Genomic DNA, 17,143 nt, shown 5'->3' with positions numbered 1-17,143 from the left:
TCGTGTTCCGCCGGGCGCGACGTGCCGCAAGTCTAAACCGAATGGATGTCAGCGTGCTTCGGCGAGTGCCGGCGCGTGGCCCGCCGACGTGGCCTGACCGGGCTGGCCGGTGGCCGCGGATTCGATGATGCCGCCGCCGAGGCAGATCTCGCCGTCGTACAGCACGGCCGACTGGCCGGGCGTGACGGCCCACTGCGCGTCGTCGAACGCGAGCGAGAAGCGCGCTTCGCCTGCCGGGCCGGCGGCCTCGGCGCCTGTCGCGGCCCGCCCGAATACGCACGCCGCGTCGGCCTGCCGGTAGCGCGTCTTCGCGCCGCACGCGAAGCCGTCGGCCGGCGGCTCGCCGGCGACCCAGCTCACGTTGCCGGCGACGAGCTCGCGCGACAGCAGCCACGGATGATCGTGGCCCTGCACGACGTACAGCGTGTTCGACGCGATGTCCTTCGCGGCGACGAACCACGGCTCGCCGCTGCCGCTCTTGCTGCCGCCGAGGCCGATGCCCTTGCGCTGGCCGAACGTATAGAACGCGAGGCCGATGTGCTCGCCGACCACCTTGCCGTCGGGCGTCTTCATCGGGCCCGGCTTGGTCGGCAGGTAGCGATTCAGGAAATCGCGGAACGGCCGTTCGCCGATGAAGCAGATGCCGGTCGAATCCTTCTTCTTCGCATTCGGCAGCCCGATCTGCGCGGCGATCTCGCGCACCTTCGTCTTCGGGATCTCGCCGAGCGGGAACATCGTCTTCGACAGTTGCGCCTGGTTCAGCCGGTGCAGGAAGTACGACTGGTCTTTCGTATGATCGAAAGCCTTCAGCAGTTCGAAACGCCCGTCGCGTTCGCGCACGCGTGCGTAGTGACCGGTAGCGATCATTTCCGCGTCGAGCGACATCGCGTGGTCGAGGAATGCCTTGAACTTGATCTCGGCATTGCACAGCACGTCGGGGTTCGGCGTGCGGCCGGCCGAGTATTCGCGCAGGAACTCGGCGAATACGCGGTCCTTGTATTCCGCGGCGAAGTTGACGGCTTCCACGTCGATGCCGATCAGGTCGGCCACCGACACGACGTCGATCCAGTCCTGGCGCGTCGAGCAGTACTCGCCGTCGTCGTCGTCTTCCCAGTTCTTCATGAACAGGCCGACCACGTCGTAGCCCTGTTCCTTCAGCAGCCACGCGGTCACCGACGAATCGACGCCGCCCGACATGCCCACCACTACACGGCGCTTGCTCATTTGCTGACCGCCTGACGTTCGAATGCCTCGGGGCGCGGGGCGACCGAATGCGTGTGCACGAAATCGAGCGGGATGCGCCGCCCGGCGAGATAGTCGTCGACGCAGCGCATCACCGCGGGCGAACGATGGCGCTCGCTGCACGCGCGCAGCTCGTCGGCCGTCATCCACAGCGTGCGCACGATGCCGTCGTCGAGCACATGGCCCGCGATCGGCTCGCCGGCCGTGCCGCAGAACGTGAAGCGCAGGTAGGTCGCGCCGGCGCTGCCGGGGCGCTCGTAGTGCGCGAGATAGACGCCGACGAGCGCGTCGGGCGTGAACGGGTGCGCGGTTTCCTCGAGCGTTTCGCGGATCACGGCGTCGGCCAGCGTTTCGCCGGCTTCAAGATGACCGGCCGGCTGGTTGATGCGCAGGCCCGTCGAGGTTTCTTCCTCGATCACGAGAAAGCGGCCGGCGCGCTCGACGAGCGCGGCGACCGTCACATGCGGGGTCCAGAGTTCGGGTTTCATGGTTCGGCATTTTACCGGTTGCGCCCGAACGCTGCCGGCCGTCTGGTTAGACGAATCCGACCCCGGCAGATCGTCCGTGCCGGGGATGCGTGACGGCACGGGGCAAGCGCATGTCGCATTCGAGCACGGTCGTGCGGAAAGTGCTGGCGGGGCCATCGCTTTCGGTTAAAGTGCAGCGTGAAAGCCGTTGCTCGTGAGCCGGTAAGTCAGCCTGTCCGGCTCGTTGCGCAGTAAAAATCGCAAGAAAAGAAATACTGACAATGACTGGAGGAACTGACGATGCATATTGGAGTGCCTGCTGAAACGCGGGCCAACGAGGCGCGTGTGGCTGCGACGCCGGAAACCGTGAAGAAATACGCGGCGGCCGGCCATCGCGTCAGTATCGCGAAAGGGGCCGGCAGCGCAGCCAGCTATCCCGATGAAGCCTATGTGGCCGCCGGTGCCGAATTGACCGACCAGTCGGCCGCTTTTGCCGCCGACCTCGTGCTGAAGGTCCAGGCGCCCACCGACGCCGAACTGCCGTTGCTCAAGCGCGGCGCCGTGCTGGTCGGCATGCTCGAGCCGTTCAACGGCGAGCAGGCGGCGAAACTCGCCGCGGCCGGCGTGACCGGTTTCGCGCTCGAGGCTGCGCCGCGCACCACGCGTGCGCAGAGTCTCGACGTGCTGTCGTCGCAGGCGAACATCGCCGGCTACAAGGCCGTGCTGGTGGCCGCATCGCTGTATCCGCGCTTCATGCCGATGCTGATGACGGCCGCGGGCACCGTGAAGGCGGCGCGCGTGCTGATTCTCGGCGCGGGCGTCGCGGGCCTGCAGGCGATCGCGACCGCGAAGCGGCTGGGCGCGGTGATCGAGGCGTCCGACGTGCGGCCGGCCGTGAAGGAGCAGATCGAGTCGCTCGGCGCGAAATTCCTCGACGTCCCGTTCGAAACCGACGAAGAGCGCGAAGCCGCGCAGGGCGTCGGCGGCTATGCGCGCCCGATGCCGCCGTCATGGCTCGGCCGCCAGGCCGCGCTCGTGCACGAGCGCGCGAAGCAGGCCGACATCGTGATCACCACCGCATTGATTCCCGGGCGTCCGGCGCCGACGCTGATCTCGGTCGACACCGCGCAGTCGATGAAGCCCGGCTCGGTGCTCGTCGATCTCGCGGCCGGCCGCGGCCCGGAAATCGACGGCCGCAAGGGCGGCAACTGCCCGCTGACCGTCGCCGACCAGGTGATCGTGCACCACGGCGTGACGATCGCCGGCTACACGAACCTCGCATCGATGGTCGCGTCGGACGCGTCGGCGCTGTACGCGCGCAACCTGCTGGACTTCATGAAGCTGATCGTCACGAAGGAAGGCACGCTGAACATCGACCTGACCGACGACATCGTCGCCGCGACGCTGCTGTGCCGCGACGGCGAGCTCGCGCGCAAATAACGGAGGAGACCATGGAAGTCATCAATCACACGGTGATCAACGTGATCATCTTCGTGCTGGCGGTGTACGTCGGCTACCACGTCGTCTGGAACGTCACGCCGGCGCTGCATACGCCGCTGATGGCCGTGACCAACGCGATCTCGGCGATCGTGATCGTCGGCGCGATGCTCGCGGCCGCGCTCACCGTCGGCGCGACCGGCAAGTTCTTCGGCACGCTCGCGGTCGCGCTCGCGGCCGTCAACGTGTTCGGCGGCTTTCTCGTGACGAGGCGCATGCTCGAGATGTTCCGCAAGAAGGAGCCCAAGCGTGTCGAGGGCGGCAAGGAGGGCGCGCGATGAGCATGAACGTCGTTACGCTGCTGTACCTCGTCGCGTCGGTGTGCTTCATCCAGGCGCTGAAGGGCCTGTCGAACCCGAAGAGCGCGCGGCGCGGCAACCTGTTCGGGATGGTCGGGATGGCCATCGCGATCCTCACGACGATCGCGCTGATCGTCAAGCAGGCCGCGTGGCTCGGCGCGAACCTGCCGCTCGGCCTCGCGCTCGTGCTCGGCGCGCTGATCGTCGGCGGGGGCGTCGGCGCATTTGTCGCCGCGCGCGTCGAGATGACCAAGATGCCGGAACTCGTCGCGGCGATGCACTCGCTGATCGGTCTCGCGGCCGTGTGCATCGCGTACGCGGTGGTGTCGGAGCCGGAAGCGTTCGGGCTCGTGCCGCAGGACGCGGTGTCGTCGAGTTTCATCCCGTACGGCAACCGCGTCGAGCTGTTCATCGGCACGTTCGTCGGCGCGATCACGTTCTCCGGTTCGGTGATCGCGTTCGGCAAGCTGTCGGGCAAGTACAAGTTCCGGCTGTTCCAGGGCGCGCCGGTCGTGTATGCCGGCCAGCACCTGATCAACCTGATGCTCGCGATCGCGATGCTCGGCTTCGGCATCCTGTTCTTCATCACGCAGGCGTGGCTGCCGTTCATCATCATGACGGCGATCGCGTTCGTGCTCGGCGTGCTGATCATCATCCCGATCGGCGGCGCGGACATGCCGGTGGTCGTGTCGATGCTGAACTCGTACTCGGGCTGGGCGGCGGCCGGCATCGGCTTCTCGCTGAACAACGCGATGCTGATCATCGCCGGTTCGCTGGTCGGCTCGTCGGGCGCGATCCTGTCGTACATCATGTGCCACGCGATGAACCGCTCGTTCTTCAACGTGATCCTCGGCGGGTTCGGCGGCGAAGCGGCGGCCGGTGGCGCGGCGGGCGCGCAGGAGCAGCGGCCGGTGAAGTCGGGTTCGGCCGACGACGCGGCGTTCATGCTCGGCAACGCGGAATCGGTCGTGATCGTGCCGGGTTACGGGCTCGCCGTCGCCCGCGCGCAGCACGCGCTGAAGGAGCTGACCGACAAGCTGGTCGAGAAGGGCATCGACGTGAAGTACGCGATTCACCCGGTTGCCGGGCGGATGCCGGGGCACATGAACGTGCTGCTCGCGGAAGCGGAAGTGCCGTACGAGATCGTGCACGAGATGGAGGACATCAACGGCGAATTCGGCCAGGTGGACGTGGTGCTCGTGCTCGGCGCGAACGACGTCGTGAACCCGGCCGCGAAGAACGATCCGAAATCGCCGATCGCGGGGATGCCGATCATCGAGGCGTACAAGGCGCGCACGGTGATCGTCAACAAGCGCTCGATGGCGGCCGGCTACGCGGGCCTCGACAACGACCTGTTCTACATGGACAAGACGATGATGGTGTTCGGCGATGCGAAGAAGGTCATCGAGGACATGGTGAAGGCCGTCGAGTAACGCCCGCCCCGGCTACGCGGCGCCCGCTTCGATGCGCGGACGTCGCGCCTCCGGACAGGCCCGACCGGTGCAAGCCGGCCGGGTCTTTTTCATGGTGTGACGAGGCGTGCGACGCAGGCGGCGATCGCGTCGCGTACGCGCACGATCGCCGGGTCGCGCTGCGTGCTCGTGCGCCAGCCGATTTCGACCGGATAGCGCGGCAGGTCGACCGGGCACGCGAGCGCGCGCAGCGAAGTCGCCTGCGCGATCGCACGCGCCGCATGCGCGGGAATCGTCGCGACCGCGTCGGAGCCGGCGAGCAGGTACGGCAGCGCGGCGAAATGCGTGGTCGACGCCGCGACGCGCCGCTTGTGGCCGAGCGCGGCCAGCGCCTCGTCGACGATGCCAATCACGCCGCCCGACGACACGAGCAGGTGGTCGCGCCGCAGGAACTCGGCGAGCGTCAGCGTGCGCGGTGTCCGTGCGCGGCCGGCCGGATCGATCAGGCACGCATAGCCGCCGGTGGCGACCGCGTGCCTGCTGAGGCCGTTCGCCGAGAATCCCCCCGACGCGATCGCGAGATCGACGCCGTGCCGCAGCAGCGCGTCGCCGGCGATGCCGCTGTGGGTCTGCCGGAAGATCAACCGGATGCCGGCGGCTTCGTGCGTGACCGCATCGATCAGCGCGCGGCCGAGCGCGATCTCGAAATCGTCGGACAGCCCGATCGAGATCGTGCGGCCAACGCGCTCGCCGCCGTCGGCCGCGATCGCGAGGCTTTCGCGGCAGCGGTCGAGCGCGTCGGACAGGATCGGCTTCAGTTCGTCCGCGCGCGGCGTCGGCGCGAGCCCGCGGCCGGTGCGCACGAACAGCGGATCGGCGTAGATCACGCGCAGCCGCCCGAGTGCCGCGCTGACCGCCGACTGCGTGAGATCGAGCCGCAGCGCCGCGCGGCTCGCGCCGCCTTCCTCGTACAGCGCCTCGAACACCTTCAGCAGGTTCAGGTCCAGGCTGGCGATATCATCTGTATTCATGTCAGTTATCGTTGTATCGATTTGATCGATGAAATGATATCGACAAAGATGGCGTCATCCCATTCACCGCATTCACCGCATTCACCGCATTCACCGGAGACGCCTTCATGTCCACGTCAGTCATCGCCGCGCTGCAGATCGGCGCATCGCCCGCCGGCACGCGCGCCACGCTCGACACGATCCTCGGCTACGAAACCGCGATCCGCGACAGCGGCGCGTCGCTGGTCGTGCTGCCCGAGGCCGTGCTCGGCGGCTATCCGAAAGGCGAAATCTTCGGCACGCGGCTCGGCTACCGGCTGCCCGAAGGGCGCGATGCGTATGCGCGCTACGCCGCGCAGGCGATCGACGTACCGGGGCCCGAAACCGACGAGCTGGCCGCGCTGTCGCAGCGCACCGGCGCGAGCCTCGTGGTCGGCGTGATCGAGCGCGGCGGCAGCACGCTGTACTGCACGGCGCTGTTCTTCGATCCGCGCGACGGGCTCGTCGCGAAGCACCGCAAGCTGATGCCGACCGGCACCGAGCGGCTGATCTGGGGGCAGGGCGACGGCTCGACGCTGCCCGTCGTCGAGACGGCCGCGGGCCGCGCGGGCGCCGCGATCTGCTGGGAGAACCACATGCCGCTGCTGCGCTGCGCGATGTACGCGAAAGGCGTGCAGATCTGGTGCGCGCCGACCGTCGACGAGCGCGACGTGTGGCAAAGCTCGATGCGGCACATCGCGCACGAAGGGCGTTGCTTCGTCGTGAGCGCGTGCCAGGTGCAGCCGTCGCCGCGCGCGCTCGGCATCGACGTGCCGGGCTGGGACCCCGAGCGGCCGCTGATCCGCGGCGGCAGCGTGATCGTCGGGCCGCTCGGCGACCCGTTGACGGAGCCGCTGATCGGCGAGGCCGGGCTCGTCACCGCCCGTATCGACACCGACGAGCTCGTGAAGGCGCGCTACGACTTCGACGTCGCCGGCCACTATGCGCGTGCGGACGTGTTTTCGCTGCACGTCGACGAGCGGCCGAAGCGGCCCGTGGTATTCGGCGGGTAGCGAAAGCGGAGGTGGGCGCCACACGGCGCGCGGAAAACGAAGGGCGGCGGCGGGTGCGCGCCGCCGCGTCGCGTCAGCGCATCGGCGCTTCCGCGATCCGCATGTAGTCGGCGATCCGCCGGCCTTCCATGTCCGGAAACTGCTCGTGCACGGTGATGTCGCCCATCCGCGCGATGTCGAAGGTGCGGAAATCGTCGCGCAGCTCGCACCACGCGCCGATCGTCCAGCGCCCGCCCCAGTAGACGAGCCCGAGCGGCCATACGCGGCGCTGCGAATGCGCGCCGAGCCGGTCGCGATAGTCGAAGCTGACGATGTGGCGCGTGTCGATCGCCTGGTGGATCGCGTCGACCTTCGCGCAAAACGTCTCGTCGATGTGGAACGACGGCGCGAACACGGGCAGGCGGTCGAGCGCCGTGCGCTTGTCGGCCGGCATCGCCGACGCGATCTTCGCGAGCGCCGAGCGTGCGCCGCTCGCGAAACGCGCCCCGCCCCAGGTCTCGAGCATGCGCGCGCCGGTGGCGAGCGCCGCCAGCTCCTCGGCCGTGAACGTGAGCGGCGGCAGGCTCGCGTTGCGGTTCAGCCGGTAGCCGATGCCGGCCTCGCCTTCGATCGGGACCCCTGACAGTTGCAGGTCGCGCACGTCGCGATAGACCGTGCGCGGCGACACCGACAGCCAGTCGGCCAGTTGCTGCGCGGTCGTGAGGCGACGCCCGCGCAACAGCTCGGCGATCTGGAACAGGCGGTCGGCACGGCGGGTCATGACAGCACCTCGATTCCTCTGGCTACGGGGACTTCGCGATGATAGCGCCGCGCCGGCCCGCTGAGCGCCGCGCTCAGTGGCATTTCGGCGCGTGCAGGCCGACGCGGTTGCCTTCCGTGTCGATCAGGTAGCCGACGTAGCCGTAGTTGTTCGGCAGCTCGACGACCGAGCCCTGCACGACGCCGCCCGCGCGCTTCGCGCGTTCGAGTGCCGCGACGACCGATTCGCCGGCGTTCAGGTAGACGAGCACGCCGTTCGCGCTCGGCTTCATCTGCTGCGGATCGAACACGATGCTGCCGCCTGTGCTCGACGCGTCGCGATCGAAGGTCGCCATCGGCACGCCGCCGATGATTTCGCGCTGCAACGTGGTTTGCAGCACGGTTTCGTAAAAGCGGATCGCGCGGTCGAAATCGAGGGACGGAATGTCGAACCAGGCGATCGCGCGTTCCAGGGTGGCAGTAGCGGTTGCTGACGTCATGACGAGCTCCTTGTTGCGTTGTTTGCGTTGTTATGCGGATTCGGTGTGGAAACCAGCCTGCATTGCGCCGGGATTGCAGTGTGATCGCGGGCTGCTGACACCGTATTGTCAGTAGAGTTGTCACCCTTGACATGCAACCATTTGGTTGCATAATGAGGTCATCGACCCGGGAGCGGCATGGACCTCGTTTTCAAGGCGCTGGCCGACGCCACGCGCCGTCAGTTGCTCGACCTGCTGCATGCGAAAAACGGCCAGACGCTGTCCGAGCTGTGCGACGGGCTCGCGATGAGCCGGCAGGCCGTCAGCAAGCACCTTGCGCTGCTCGAGGCCGCGAATCTGGTCGCGACGACGTGGCGCGGCCGGGAGAAGCTGCACTACCTGAATCCGGTGCCGATCCATGACATCGCGGAACGCTGGATCGGCAAGTTCGAGCGTCAGCGCCTGCAGGCGCTGGCGGATCTCAAGCGCGGGCTGGAAGCGCCCCGCGACACAGGAGATGACGATGGGTAATCCCGCCTTTGTGTACGTGACCTTCATCGCGGCCACGCCCGAGCGCGTGTTCGATGCGCTGACCAACGCCGAGCTGACGAAGGACTACTGGGTGCGGCATCGCAACGCGTCGCCCGACTGGCGGCCGGGGTCGCGCTGGGAACATCAGGACTACGACGATCCGTCGCGGGTCGACATCGTCGGCGAAGTGGTCGAGAACGATCCGCCGCGCCGGCTGGTCGTCACGTGGCGCACGCCGTCGGGAGAGGGCGAGGAATCGCGCGTGACCTATCTGGTCGAGCCGTACGAGGGCGTCGTGAAACTGACCGTCACGCACGACGGGCTGGTGCCCGGTTCGGAGATGGATCGCGGGATTCGCGGCGGCTGGCCGGTCGTGCTGTCGAGCCTGAAGACGCTGCTCGAGACCGGGCAGGCGCTGCCGTTCACGATGGCGCGCTGGTCGAAGTCGAAGCACTGACCGGTCGCGCAAAAGCACAGGGGCCGCGATGGCGGCCCCCGGACGTCGTTACTCGTGACAGCGGACGGCTGGCTTACGCGTCGCCTTCCGCGGCCGCCGGGCGCGCCTTCACGCTGCCGGCGATCAGGTCGAAGCGGAACAACCGGCATTCGAGCGCGCCGTTGAACAACGGCGTCTTGGCCGATTCGCGCAGGCGCAACTGGCCCGGCAGCGAACGGTCGGACGTCAGCAGGAACGCCTGCCAGCCCGTGAAGCGCTGCTTCAGCGCATCGCCAAGCGCGTTGAAGAACTCGCTGTCCGGCGCGTCGGTGTGCGTGCGGCGGAATGCGTCGTCGTTGCCGCGGTTGCGGCCGGTTTCGCGCACCTCGCCGCGGGCGCTGCGGCCGCGCACTTCGATCCGCTCGCCGTACGGCGGGTTCGCGAGGAGGATGCCCGGCCCGTCGGACGGCGGCGTCATCCCGCGCGCGTCGACCTGCTTGAGCCACACCGACGGCACGCCCGCGCGTTCGAGGTTCGCGCGCGCCTTCTCGAGCATGTCGCCGGAAATGTCGCTGCCGTAGACGCCGAGCGCTTCGCCGCGCCTGGCGCGCGCCGCGCGCTTCGCGTCGAGCGCCGGGACCTTCAGCCCCTGCCACGCGGTGATGTCGTACTGCTTGAGCTTTTCGAAGCCGAACCGGCGCTCGACGCCGGGCGCCACGCCGAGCGCGATCTGCGCGGCTTCCGCGAGGAACGTGCCGCTGCCACACATCGGGTCGTACAGCGCGGTGCCGGGCGTCCAGCCCGTCAGGCGCAGGATGCCGGCCGCGAGGTTCTCGCGCAGCGGCGCCGCCCCCTTGTCGAGACGCCAGCCGCGCTTGAACAGCGGCTCGCCCGATGTGTCGAGGTACAGCGTGCATTCGTTGGCCGTCAGGAACGCGAACACGCGCACGTCCGGCGCACCGGTGTCGATGCTCGGGCGCGCGCCGGTTTTCTCGCGCATCCGGTCGCAGATCGCATCCTTCACGCGCAGCGTCGTGAATTCGAGGCTCTTCAGCGGCGACTTGATCGCGGTGATGTCGATGCGCAGCGTCTGCGTCGACGCGAACCAGCGCTCCCACGGCTGCTCGAGCGTGAGCGCGTAGACGTCCTGCTCGTTGCGGTACGGGCCGTGCGCGATCTTCAGCAGAATGCGGCTCGCGATCCGCGAATGGAGGTTCGCGGCCATGCCGGCGGCCCAGCCGCCGCTGAAATGGACGCCGCCCGGCACCTGCGCGCCCGCGGTGAACGGCGCGCCGTTCAGGTGGCGGCCGGCGATTTCGGCCAGCTCGGCGGCAAGCGCCGCTTCGAGGCCGCGCGGGCAGGGGGCGAAGAATTCGAACAGGGTGGGCGAGGACATAAGGCGGGTGAGGACGTGCAAAAGTCCACTATTGTACGCGGCGCGGACGACCGGGGCCGGCGTTTCGGCGCGGTGGCGCCGGCGCGACGGTCATAGGTGCGCGCCGGAAGGGCGGCGCGGCGGCGCCCGGCCGCCTCGCACCCCGCCGCAGGTCAGTGCGCGCCCGGCTGGCCGGCGCGCGCGGCGGGGTTGCCCGCCGGCCAGAACAGCGCGAGCGGATTCGACAGCACCGTGCGGACGATCGCCGCGACGAGCGCGCGCACCTTGGTCGGGCGCAGGCTGCGCGAGCGCACGGCCATCGTGAACGCGAGCGCGAAGCTCACGAGCACGTTGAGGATCGCCATGCTCAGCACGCCGGCGCCGGCCCACCACAGTTCGGGCGTACTGAGCGCACCCTTGCCCAGCACGCCGAGCGCGATCCCGATCGAGCCGGCCGACAGCGTCACGTGCCGCACCTCGAACGGGAACATGAACACGGTGACGATCGCCGGGATCAGGCCGAGCATCAGGCCGAGGCCGACGTTCGCGACCACGCCGGCGACGTTCGACCGGCAGAAGTGCGCGAGCTTCGCGGCGCCGGCCGCGCCGAGCGTCAGGCGCAGCCGGCGGTTGTACGCGAGCGCGTCGCCGACCCGGTGCAGCACGAACCAGTTGTCGGCCCAGCCGGCGAGCAGGCTCGACGCCCACAGCAGCACGCCGGTGAGCGCGGCGTAGAACGGCGTCGGGCCGAGCAGCGAGAACGAATGCAGCGTCGCGTGCGCCTTCTCCGGCGAGATCAGGTTCGCGTGCAGCACGTTGCTCGCGAACAGCTGCACGAGCAGGCACACCGGCAGCACGACCAGCACGTTGCCGGAAATCGCGGCCGCCTGCGTGCGGATCAGCGCGATCACCGACGCGACGAACGCCTTCACGCCTTCCTCGTGGCCGGTGTCGTCGAGCTCGCGCGCGAGCGTCGGCGCGGTCATCGCGGGCTGCTTGGTCGCGAGCGTGAAGTGCAGGAAGTGCATCAGCATGAAGCTGGCCGCGTAGTTGATGCCCGCGAGCAGCCCTTCGAGCATCGACTGCAGGTGCGCGCCCGTGATCGCGAACTTCACGCACACGGTCGCGACGGTGACGAGGCCGCCGCCCGCGGCCATCCGCAGCATCTTCAGGTACTCGGCGCGGCCGCGCGAGATGTAGTGCTCGCCGGTGTCCGCGTTGGTCTCGACGAGCTTGCGCGCGAACAGCGAGAAGTTGCTGCGCACGAGGTGCGCGACGCTCTGGCTGTTCTGGTTCGCGTCGACGAGCTCGGCGGTCAGGTGCGCCATCCCGTGCAGGTCGTCGCGCGCCATCCATGCGTTCAGCAGCGTTTCGGCGCGCAGGATGCGCATGCGCATCCGCTCGACCTGGAACACGATGTCGACCGACACGCCGTTGCGGTACAGGTGCGCGAACACGTCGTCGACGGCGATCCGGCATTCGTCGAGCAGCACGCGCAGGTAGTTCACCTCGTGCAGCAGCTTGCTCGGGTCGCCGCCGTCCTCGACGGCCGCATGCGCGGTCTCGACCGCGAGCATCGCGCGCGTGAGGCGGTAGAACGGCTGCGATTCGAGCGGCTTGCGCGCATCGTCGTCGGACAGCCGGCTGCGCACCGTCTGCGACAGGCCCGTCGAGCTGATCTGGCAGGTCAGGTTGTGCAGCGCGGCCAGCAGGTCGCGCGAGAACGAGCCGGGCTCGTGGCGCTCTTCTTCGGTGACGTCGAACGAGATCAGCTCGGCCAGGCGTGCGAGCAGGTCGTCGGGCAGCGCGTCGATCCATTTCGCGTCCTCGGGCGTCGGGAACATCAGCGTGAACAACGCCGACAGCTCGCGGCGGTTCGGCGCGGGCGGGATCAGCGACGAGTCGATCCGCTCGAACAGCGCGCCGAAGAAGCCCGAATGCACGGGCATGCCTGCATCGCACAGCAGCGAGATGCCGTCGCACTCGCGCAGGATGCCGCGCAGGATGCGTGCGGCGTGCGCTTTCCACGCGGGATTGCGGTCGAGCACGTGGAACAGGTAGCGCAACCGCGCATGGGCCGGATACGCGCGCGTGTCGGCGTCGCGTTCGGCCTGCGCGTCCTGCACCGTGCCGTTGCGGCGCAGCCAGTGCGCGAGCTCGATCAGCCATTCGCTGCGCTCGGCGTACGACGCGTCGGCATCGGCGTGCGCGAGCAGCGCATCGAGCTGGTGACCGGCATTGCGCGACGCGCGCCACTTCTTGATCAGGGTCGTCAGGGAACGAAACATAAACGGAATAGCGAAAGCCCGGGACGGGCGGGTTCGGGATGCCGGCCGGAGCAACGGCGCGGCGCCGGTGAGAACGGGTGAGACGGGGCCGGTGCCGGACGACGGGCGGCGACCCGCGATGCGGCTGCCCCGCTGCGGTGCACGCGATTCGCGTGCGGGCGCCGGCAGGCATGGCGGTCGGGCCGAACGCGGCCCGGCGCCGCTGGCTGGTGCGCACGGCGAACGGCGCGAGCCTGAAAGTGCGTAGGATCGTCAATCGGGCCGGAAAACGCAAGCCGACCGCGTTGCATGGCGCGGGTTCCGGCGGCTTTGACAAAGAATGTCAACGACCGCTTGGCCAATGACGCCGATCGGCGAAGCCGGCTGCAGCGGCGTGCGGCCGACGATACTCGGCGGGCACGGCCGAGCGGGCGGCGCCATTCGACACCGCGCAGTTGCACGTCGTGTCGAACGTTCGCCCGCGCGCCGTCCGCGTCCGCTTATGCGCCGGACTTGCCCGTCGCGCCGGCATCGCCGCCGGACGTCGGGCTGGCCGGGCACGGCACGACCGGCGCGGCGGCCGTCTTGCCGCCGGCCGTGGGCGTGGCCGTCGCCGTCGTGCCGCGGCGTGCGGCCATCGCGCGCACGCCGGCCGCGGCCTGCGAGGCGATCACGTCGAGCGCGCGCCGATGGCCGGCGACGAGCGCGTCGTAGCCGTCGGCGACCGGTTCCGCGACGCTCGTGCGGCAGGTCATCACGGCCTGAGTGGCGAGCGAGCGCACGCTCCACACGGCGTCGACCGCGGCGCGCTTGCCCGGCCACGACTCGAAGCGCTGCACGTTCACGCTGATGCGGTACACGGGCACGCCGGGCGGGTAAGCGGAATTCGCGACGTCGATCGTGCCGAGCTGCGCGGCGAGATCGTCCGACAGCGCGCGGCGGATCTCGTCGGCGGGCGGCGACGCCCAGCGTTCCTGCTCGAGCACGTCGACCTGCGCGGCGTTCTTCTGCACGACCAGCTGGCTCTTCGCGACCTGCTCGGGCACGCCGACCGACGGCACCTCGATCAGGAACGCCGGATTGGCCGGCGCGGTGCGCAGCGGCGCCGCGGCGTCGGCCGGGCTGAGCGTGTAGAACCGTGCGGGCGGCGAGCTGCACGCGGCGAGCGCGAGTACGGCGAGCGCCGTCGCCGCGCCGCTCGCGAAACCGTTCACGCGTGTCGTCATTGTTTATCTCCTGGCTTGCCCTTGAGCAGCGATTCGGGGTGGCGCTCCAGATAGTCGGCGAGCGCGTTCAGCGATTGCAGCGTGCGCGTGAGTTCCTTCAGCGCGCCGCGCACGTCGGACTGCAGCGGCGAATCCTGCTGCAGCGTCGCCTCGGCGGTCGAGAAGGTCTGCTTCGCGGCCGACAGCGTGTCGCGCGCTTCCGGCGCGACCTGCGTGTCGAGCTGCTTGAACAGCTTGTCGGCGTTCGCGAGCGCGCTGTTCAGGTTCGCGCCGATCTGGTCGAACGGCACCTTGTCGAGCTTCTTCGCGATGTCGGCGACCTGCAGCTGCAACTCGTCGAGCGTATTCGGCACGGTCGGCAGCTCGAGCGGCAGGCGGCTCGTGTCGATCTTCACGGCCGGCGCCTTCGGGAAGAAGTCGAGCGCGACGTACAGCTGGCTCGTCAGCAGGTTGCCGGTGCGCAACTGGCCGCGCAGCCCGTGCTGGACGAGCCGCTCGACGATCTCGCGGCGCGCCGGTTCGCCCTTGCTCTCGATCGTCTCGCGGAAGCGGCGGCCGAGGCGTTCCGGATACACGTTGATCGTCACCGGCATCAGGAAGTTCTTCGTCTTCGGATCGAAATCGATGCCGATGTTCGTCACTTCGCCGAGCACGATGCCGCGGAAGTCGACCGGCGCGCCGACGGCGAGCCCGCGCAGCGACTGGCTGAAGTTCATCACGACCTGCAGCGGCTGGCCGTCCGGGTCGCGCATCGCGTCGCCCTCGTCGGAGCCGAGGCGGAACGTCGTGTTGTTCGGTGCGGTCGCGCCGCTGCCCTGGTTCGGCGGCGTCTGGAACGCGATGCCGCCGAGGATCACCGTCGCGAGCGACTGCGTGTTCAGCTTCAGGCCGCTCGAATCGAGCCGCAGGTCGACGCCGCTCGCCTGCCACCAGCGCGAGTTCAGGCCGACGTACTGGTCGTACGGCGCATTCACGAACACGTTGAACGTGACGCCCGTGCCGTCCTTGTCGAGCGAGAAGCCGACCACCTGGCCGACCTGGACGCGGCGGTAGTAGACCGGCGAGCCGATGTCGACCGAGCCGAGCGAATCGCCGCGCAGCACGTATTGCGTGCCTTTCTGGTCGCCGGTGACGGCGGGTGGCGTCTCCAGGCCGGTGAAGTCGGTCAGCGTGTCCTGGCCGTGACCGGCGTCGACGCCGATGTACGCGCCGGACAGCAGCGTGCCGAGCCCCGACACGCCGGTCGCGCCGACGCGCGGCCGCACGATCCAGAAGCGCGAACCCTGGACCGCGAAGTCCTCGGCTTCCTTCTTGAGCTGCACCTGGACCAGCACGCGCGACAGGTCCTTCGACAGCTTGATCGTCTTGACCATGCCGATCTCGACGTCCTTGTACTTGACCTGGGTCTTGCCCGGCTCGAGCCCTTCGGCGCTGTGGAAGCTGATCGTGATTTCCGGGCCGCGCTCGCGCACGGACTTGATCACGAGGCCGATGCCGATCAGCGCGGCGATCAGCGGCACGAGCCAGACGAGCGACGGCAGCCAGCCGCTTTTCGTCGAGATCGCCGGATCGGGCGGCCGGGGCGCGTCGTGCTGCGGGCCTTGTGGACTATTCATGGTGATTCCCTGAGGTTTCGACTGGATCCCAGATCAGGCGGGGATCGAACTGCATCGACGCGAGCATCGTCAGGATCACGACCGAGCCGAACGCGAGCGCGCCGGGGCCGGCCGTGATGACGGCGAGCGAACGGAAATGGACGAGCGCGACGGTCAGCGTCACGACGAAGATGTCGAGCATCGACCAGCGGCCGATGCGCTCGACGATCCGGTAGAGGCGCGTGCGCTGCAGCGGCCGCCACGCGGCGCGACGCTGCGCGCTGGTGACGAGGATCGTCAGCACGCCGAGCTTGAGCATCGGCACGAGAATGCTGGCGACGAACACGACCACGGCGAGCGGCCAGTCGCCGGACGTCCAGAAATAGATGACGCCGCTCATGATCGTGTCCTGCTGCGACCCGACGATCGACGACGTGCGCATGATCGGCAGCAGGTTCGCCGGAATATAGAGGATCGCGGCCGCGAGCAGCAGCGCCCACGTGCGCATGATGCTGTTCGGCGTGCGCACGTGCAGCGCGCTGCCGCAGCGCGCGCAATGCGCGTGCGGCCGGTCGATCGTCTGCACGAGCCCGCACGCGTGGCAGCTGGCGTAACCCTCGCGGGCGGCGGTCGGCATGGGCCTCGTCATCGGCGGGGTGCGTCCGGCAGCGGCGCGGCGGCGTCGGGCCGCTCCGGCGCGCGGCCGGCGCGCAGGTCGTCGGCGATGTCCCACAGCGTGCGCGGGTCGAACATCAGCACGACGGCGGTCATCAGCGTGAGCGCGCCGAACGCGAACAGCGCCGCGTCGGGCACGACGCGCGCGAGGCTCACCATCTTCACGATCGTGACCAGGATGCCGAGCATGAACACCTCGATCATCCCCCACGGCCGCACGAGCTGGATCGTGCGCAGCACGAGGTTCAGGCCGGGCGGCACGATGCCGCGCCGGATCGGCAGCAGCACGTACAGCAGCGCGGCCATCTCGACGAGCGGGAACAGCACGGTCGAGCAGAACACCATCACGCCGACGATCGCCATGTCCTGACGCCACAGCGCGTCGATCGCGCCGATCAGCGTCGTCTGCACGCGCGTGCCGTTCAGGTCCATTTCCAGGATCGGGAACGTCTGCGCGATGATGAACGTGACGAGCGCGGCGACCGCGAGCGCGGTGATGCGCTCGATCTGCGTGGTGCTGTTGCGATAAAGCAGCGCGTCGCAGCGCGGACAGCGCGCGATCTCGCGGCCGCTCAGGCGCGGTTTATGCAACAGTGCGTCGCATTCGTGGCAGGCAATCAGGTCGTATCGTTGCATGGAAAAGGCGGTGTCGCGACGGCTGGGGGAACGCGTCGACGGGGCCGGAACCCGCGCCAATCTTACCAAAAGGGCTTTTTCGATGCGTCAAGGATCGTGAGTTTCGTGACCGGTCGGTAACATGGCGGGAAGCCGTCAGCCGGCTGGCGCGCCTGTTCTCGGAGTCCGCGCACGTCAAAAGGTTGCGGTAGCATGGCGCCCTTGAC

Annotated in this window: 17 protein-coding genes; 6 read left to right on the top strand and 11 right to left on the bottom strand. The window is 68.9% G+C overall.

Going from position 1 to position 17,143, the window contains the following annotated elements; genetic code table 11:
• Window positions 1–48: 48 nt before the first annotated feature.
• Both mnmA and H0X90_RS19850 read right to left on the bottom strand, forming a co-directional pair.
• Window positions 49–1,224, bottom strand: a complete 1,176-nt coding sequence (gene mnmA, locus H0X90_RS19855; protein WP_006497521.1) for a tRNA 2-thiouridine(34) synthase MnmA — start codon at window positions 1,222–1,224, stop codon at window positions 49–51.
• Entirely contained in the window at window positions 1,221–1,730 is a 510-nt protein-coding gene (locus tag H0X90_RS19850; RefSeq protein ID WP_006493325.1) for an NUDIX hydrolase, read from the bottom strand. Before H0X90_RS19850 ends, mnmA begins: the two co-directional genes overlap by 4 nt.
• A 279-nt stretch (window positions 1,731–2,009) precedes the next feature.
• On the opposite strand from H0X90_RS19850, the gene H0X90_RS19845 reads away from it, so the two are divergent.
• The 3 genes from H0X90_RS19845 to H0X90_RS19835 are packed head-to-tail and all read left to right on the top strand — an operon-like array spanning window position 2,010 to window position 4,938.
• Window positions 2,010–3,149, top strand: a complete 1,140-nt coding sequence (locus tag H0X90_RS19845; protein ID WP_012492952.1) for a Re/Si-specific NAD(P)(+) transhydrogenase subunit alpha — start codon at window positions 2,010–2,012, stop codon at window positions 3,147–3,149.
• A gap of 11 nt (window positions 3,150–3,160) precedes the next feature.
• A complete protein-coding gene (locus tag H0X90_RS19840) occupies window positions 3,161–3,487 on the top strand; it encodes an NAD(P) transhydrogenase subunit alpha (protein WP_006476884.1) in 327 nt (108 codons plus the stop codon).
• Window positions 3,484–4,938, top strand: a complete 1,455-nt coding sequence (locus H0X90_RS19835) for an NAD(P)(+) transhydrogenase (Re/Si-specific) subunit beta (protein ID WP_006483443.1) — start codon at window positions 3,484–3,486, stop codon at window positions 4,936–4,938. Before H0X90_RS19840 ends, H0X90_RS19835 begins: the two co-directional genes overlap by 4 nt.
• A gap of 89 nt (window positions 4,939–5,027) precedes the next feature.
• Here H0X90_RS19835 and H0X90_RS19830 read toward each other — a convergent pair whose 3' ends face one another.
• The gene (locus tag H0X90_RS19830; protein ID WP_077189449.1) at window positions 5,028–5,948 is read right to left on the bottom strand and encodes a LysR family transcriptional regulator; all 921 of its coding nucleotides are present in this window, start codon (window positions 5,946–5,948) and stop codon (window positions 5,028–5,030) included.
• A 107-nt stretch (window positions 5,949–6,055) separates the two neighbouring features.
• Between H0X90_RS19830 and H0X90_RS19825 the strand changes: the two genes are divergently transcribed.
• Window positions 6,056–6,979, top strand: a complete 924-nt coding sequence (locus tag H0X90_RS19825; protein ID WP_059721654.1) for a carbon-nitrogen hydrolase family protein — start codon at window positions 6,056–6,058, stop codon at window positions 6,977–6,979.
• A gap of 73 nt (window positions 6,980–7,052) precedes the next feature.
• Here the strand turns inward: H0X90_RS19825 and H0X90_RS19820 are convergent, their stop codons facing one another.
• A complete protein-coding gene (locus H0X90_RS19820) occupies window positions 7,053–7,739 on the bottom strand; it encodes a YafY family protein (protein ID WP_006497518.1) in 687 nt (228 codons plus the stop codon).
• Window positions 7,740–7,812: 73 nt separating this feature from the next.
• On the bottom strand, window positions 7,813–8,217 hold the full coding sequence (locus H0X90_RS19815; protein ID WP_006483432.1) for a VOC family protein: 405 nt from the start codon (window positions 8,215–8,217) through the stop codon (window positions 7,813–7,815).
• A 177-nt stretch (window positions 8,218–8,394) separates the two neighbouring features.
• On the opposite strand from H0X90_RS19815, the gene H0X90_RS19810 reads away from it, so the two are divergent.
• Both H0X90_RS19810 and H0X90_RS19805 read left to right on the top strand, forming a co-directional pair.
• Window positions 8,395–8,727 carry a helix-turn-helix transcriptional regulator gene (locus H0X90_RS19810; RefSeq protein ID WP_006483451.1) on the top strand — a complete coding sequence of 111 codons (333 nt, stop codon included), beginning with the start codon at window positions 8,395–8,397 and terminating at the stop codon, window positions 8,725–8,727.
• On the top strand, window positions 8,720–9,184 hold the full coding sequence (locus H0X90_RS19805; protein ID WP_006493327.1) for an SRPBCC family protein: 465 nt from the start codon (window positions 8,720–8,722) through the stop codon (window positions 9,182–9,184). Before H0X90_RS19810 ends, H0X90_RS19805 begins: the two co-directional genes overlap by 8 nt.
• A 73-nt stretch (window positions 9,185–9,257) precedes the next feature.
• On the opposite strand, the gene H0X90_RS19800 is transcribed toward H0X90_RS19805, so the two are convergent.
• From H0X90_RS19800 to H0X90_RS19775, 6 genes are all read right to left on the bottom strand, one after another.
• The gene (locus H0X90_RS19800) at window positions 9,258–10,559 is read right to left on the bottom strand and encodes a class I SAM-dependent RNA methyltransferase (RefSeq protein ID WP_059721653.1); all 1,302 of its coding nucleotides are present in this window, start codon (window positions 10,557–10,559) and stop codon (window positions 9,258–9,260) included.
• A 152-nt stretch (window positions 10,560–10,711) separates the two neighbouring features.
• Window positions 10,712–12,826: a site-specific recombinase gene (locus H0X90_RS19795; protein WP_034201014.1), complete on the bottom strand. Its 2,115-nt coding sequence runs from the start codon at window positions 12,824–12,826 to the stop codon at window positions 10,712–10,714.
• Window positions 12,827–13,305: 479 nt separating this feature from the next.
• Window positions 13,306–14,031, bottom strand: a complete 726-nt coding sequence (locus H0X90_RS19790) for a membrane integrity-associated transporter subunit PqiC (protein ID WP_077055954.1) — start codon at window positions 14,029–14,031, stop codon at window positions 13,306–13,308.
• Complete coding sequence (locus tag H0X90_RS19785; protein ID WP_006482664.1) at window positions 14,028–15,647, bottom strand: intermembrane transport protein PqiB; 1,620 nt, start codon at window positions 15,645–15,647, stop codon at window positions 14,028–14,030. The genes H0X90_RS19790 and H0X90_RS19785 overlap by 4 nt, the downstream gene beginning before the upstream one ends.
• Complete coding sequence (locus H0X90_RS19780; protein ID WP_043205735.1) at window positions 15,640–16,275, bottom strand: paraquat-inducible protein A; 636 nt, start codon at window positions 16,273–16,275, stop codon at window positions 15,640–15,642. The genes H0X90_RS19785 and H0X90_RS19780 overlap by 8 nt, the downstream gene beginning before the upstream one ends.
• The gene (locus tag H0X90_RS19775) at window positions 16,272–16,937 is read right to left on the bottom strand and encodes a paraquat-inducible protein A (RefSeq protein ID WP_012492950.1); all 666 of its coding nucleotides are present in this window, start codon (window positions 16,935–16,937) and stop codon (window positions 16,272–16,274) included. The genes H0X90_RS19780 and H0X90_RS19775 overlap by 4 nt, the downstream gene beginning before the upstream one ends.
• Between the last annotated feature and the right edge of the window lie 206 nt (window positions 16,938–17,143).

The sequence above is a fragment of the Burkholderia sp. 9775_39 genome (genome assembly GCF_015712225.1).
Classification (GTDB): domain Bacteria; phylum Pseudomonadota; class Gammaproteobacteria; order Burkholderiales; family Burkholderiaceae; genus Burkholderia; species Burkholderia cenocepacia.
The sequence above is the reverse complement of the archived record's forward strand: the minus strand, read 5'-3'. Positions and strand labels throughout refer to the sequence as shown.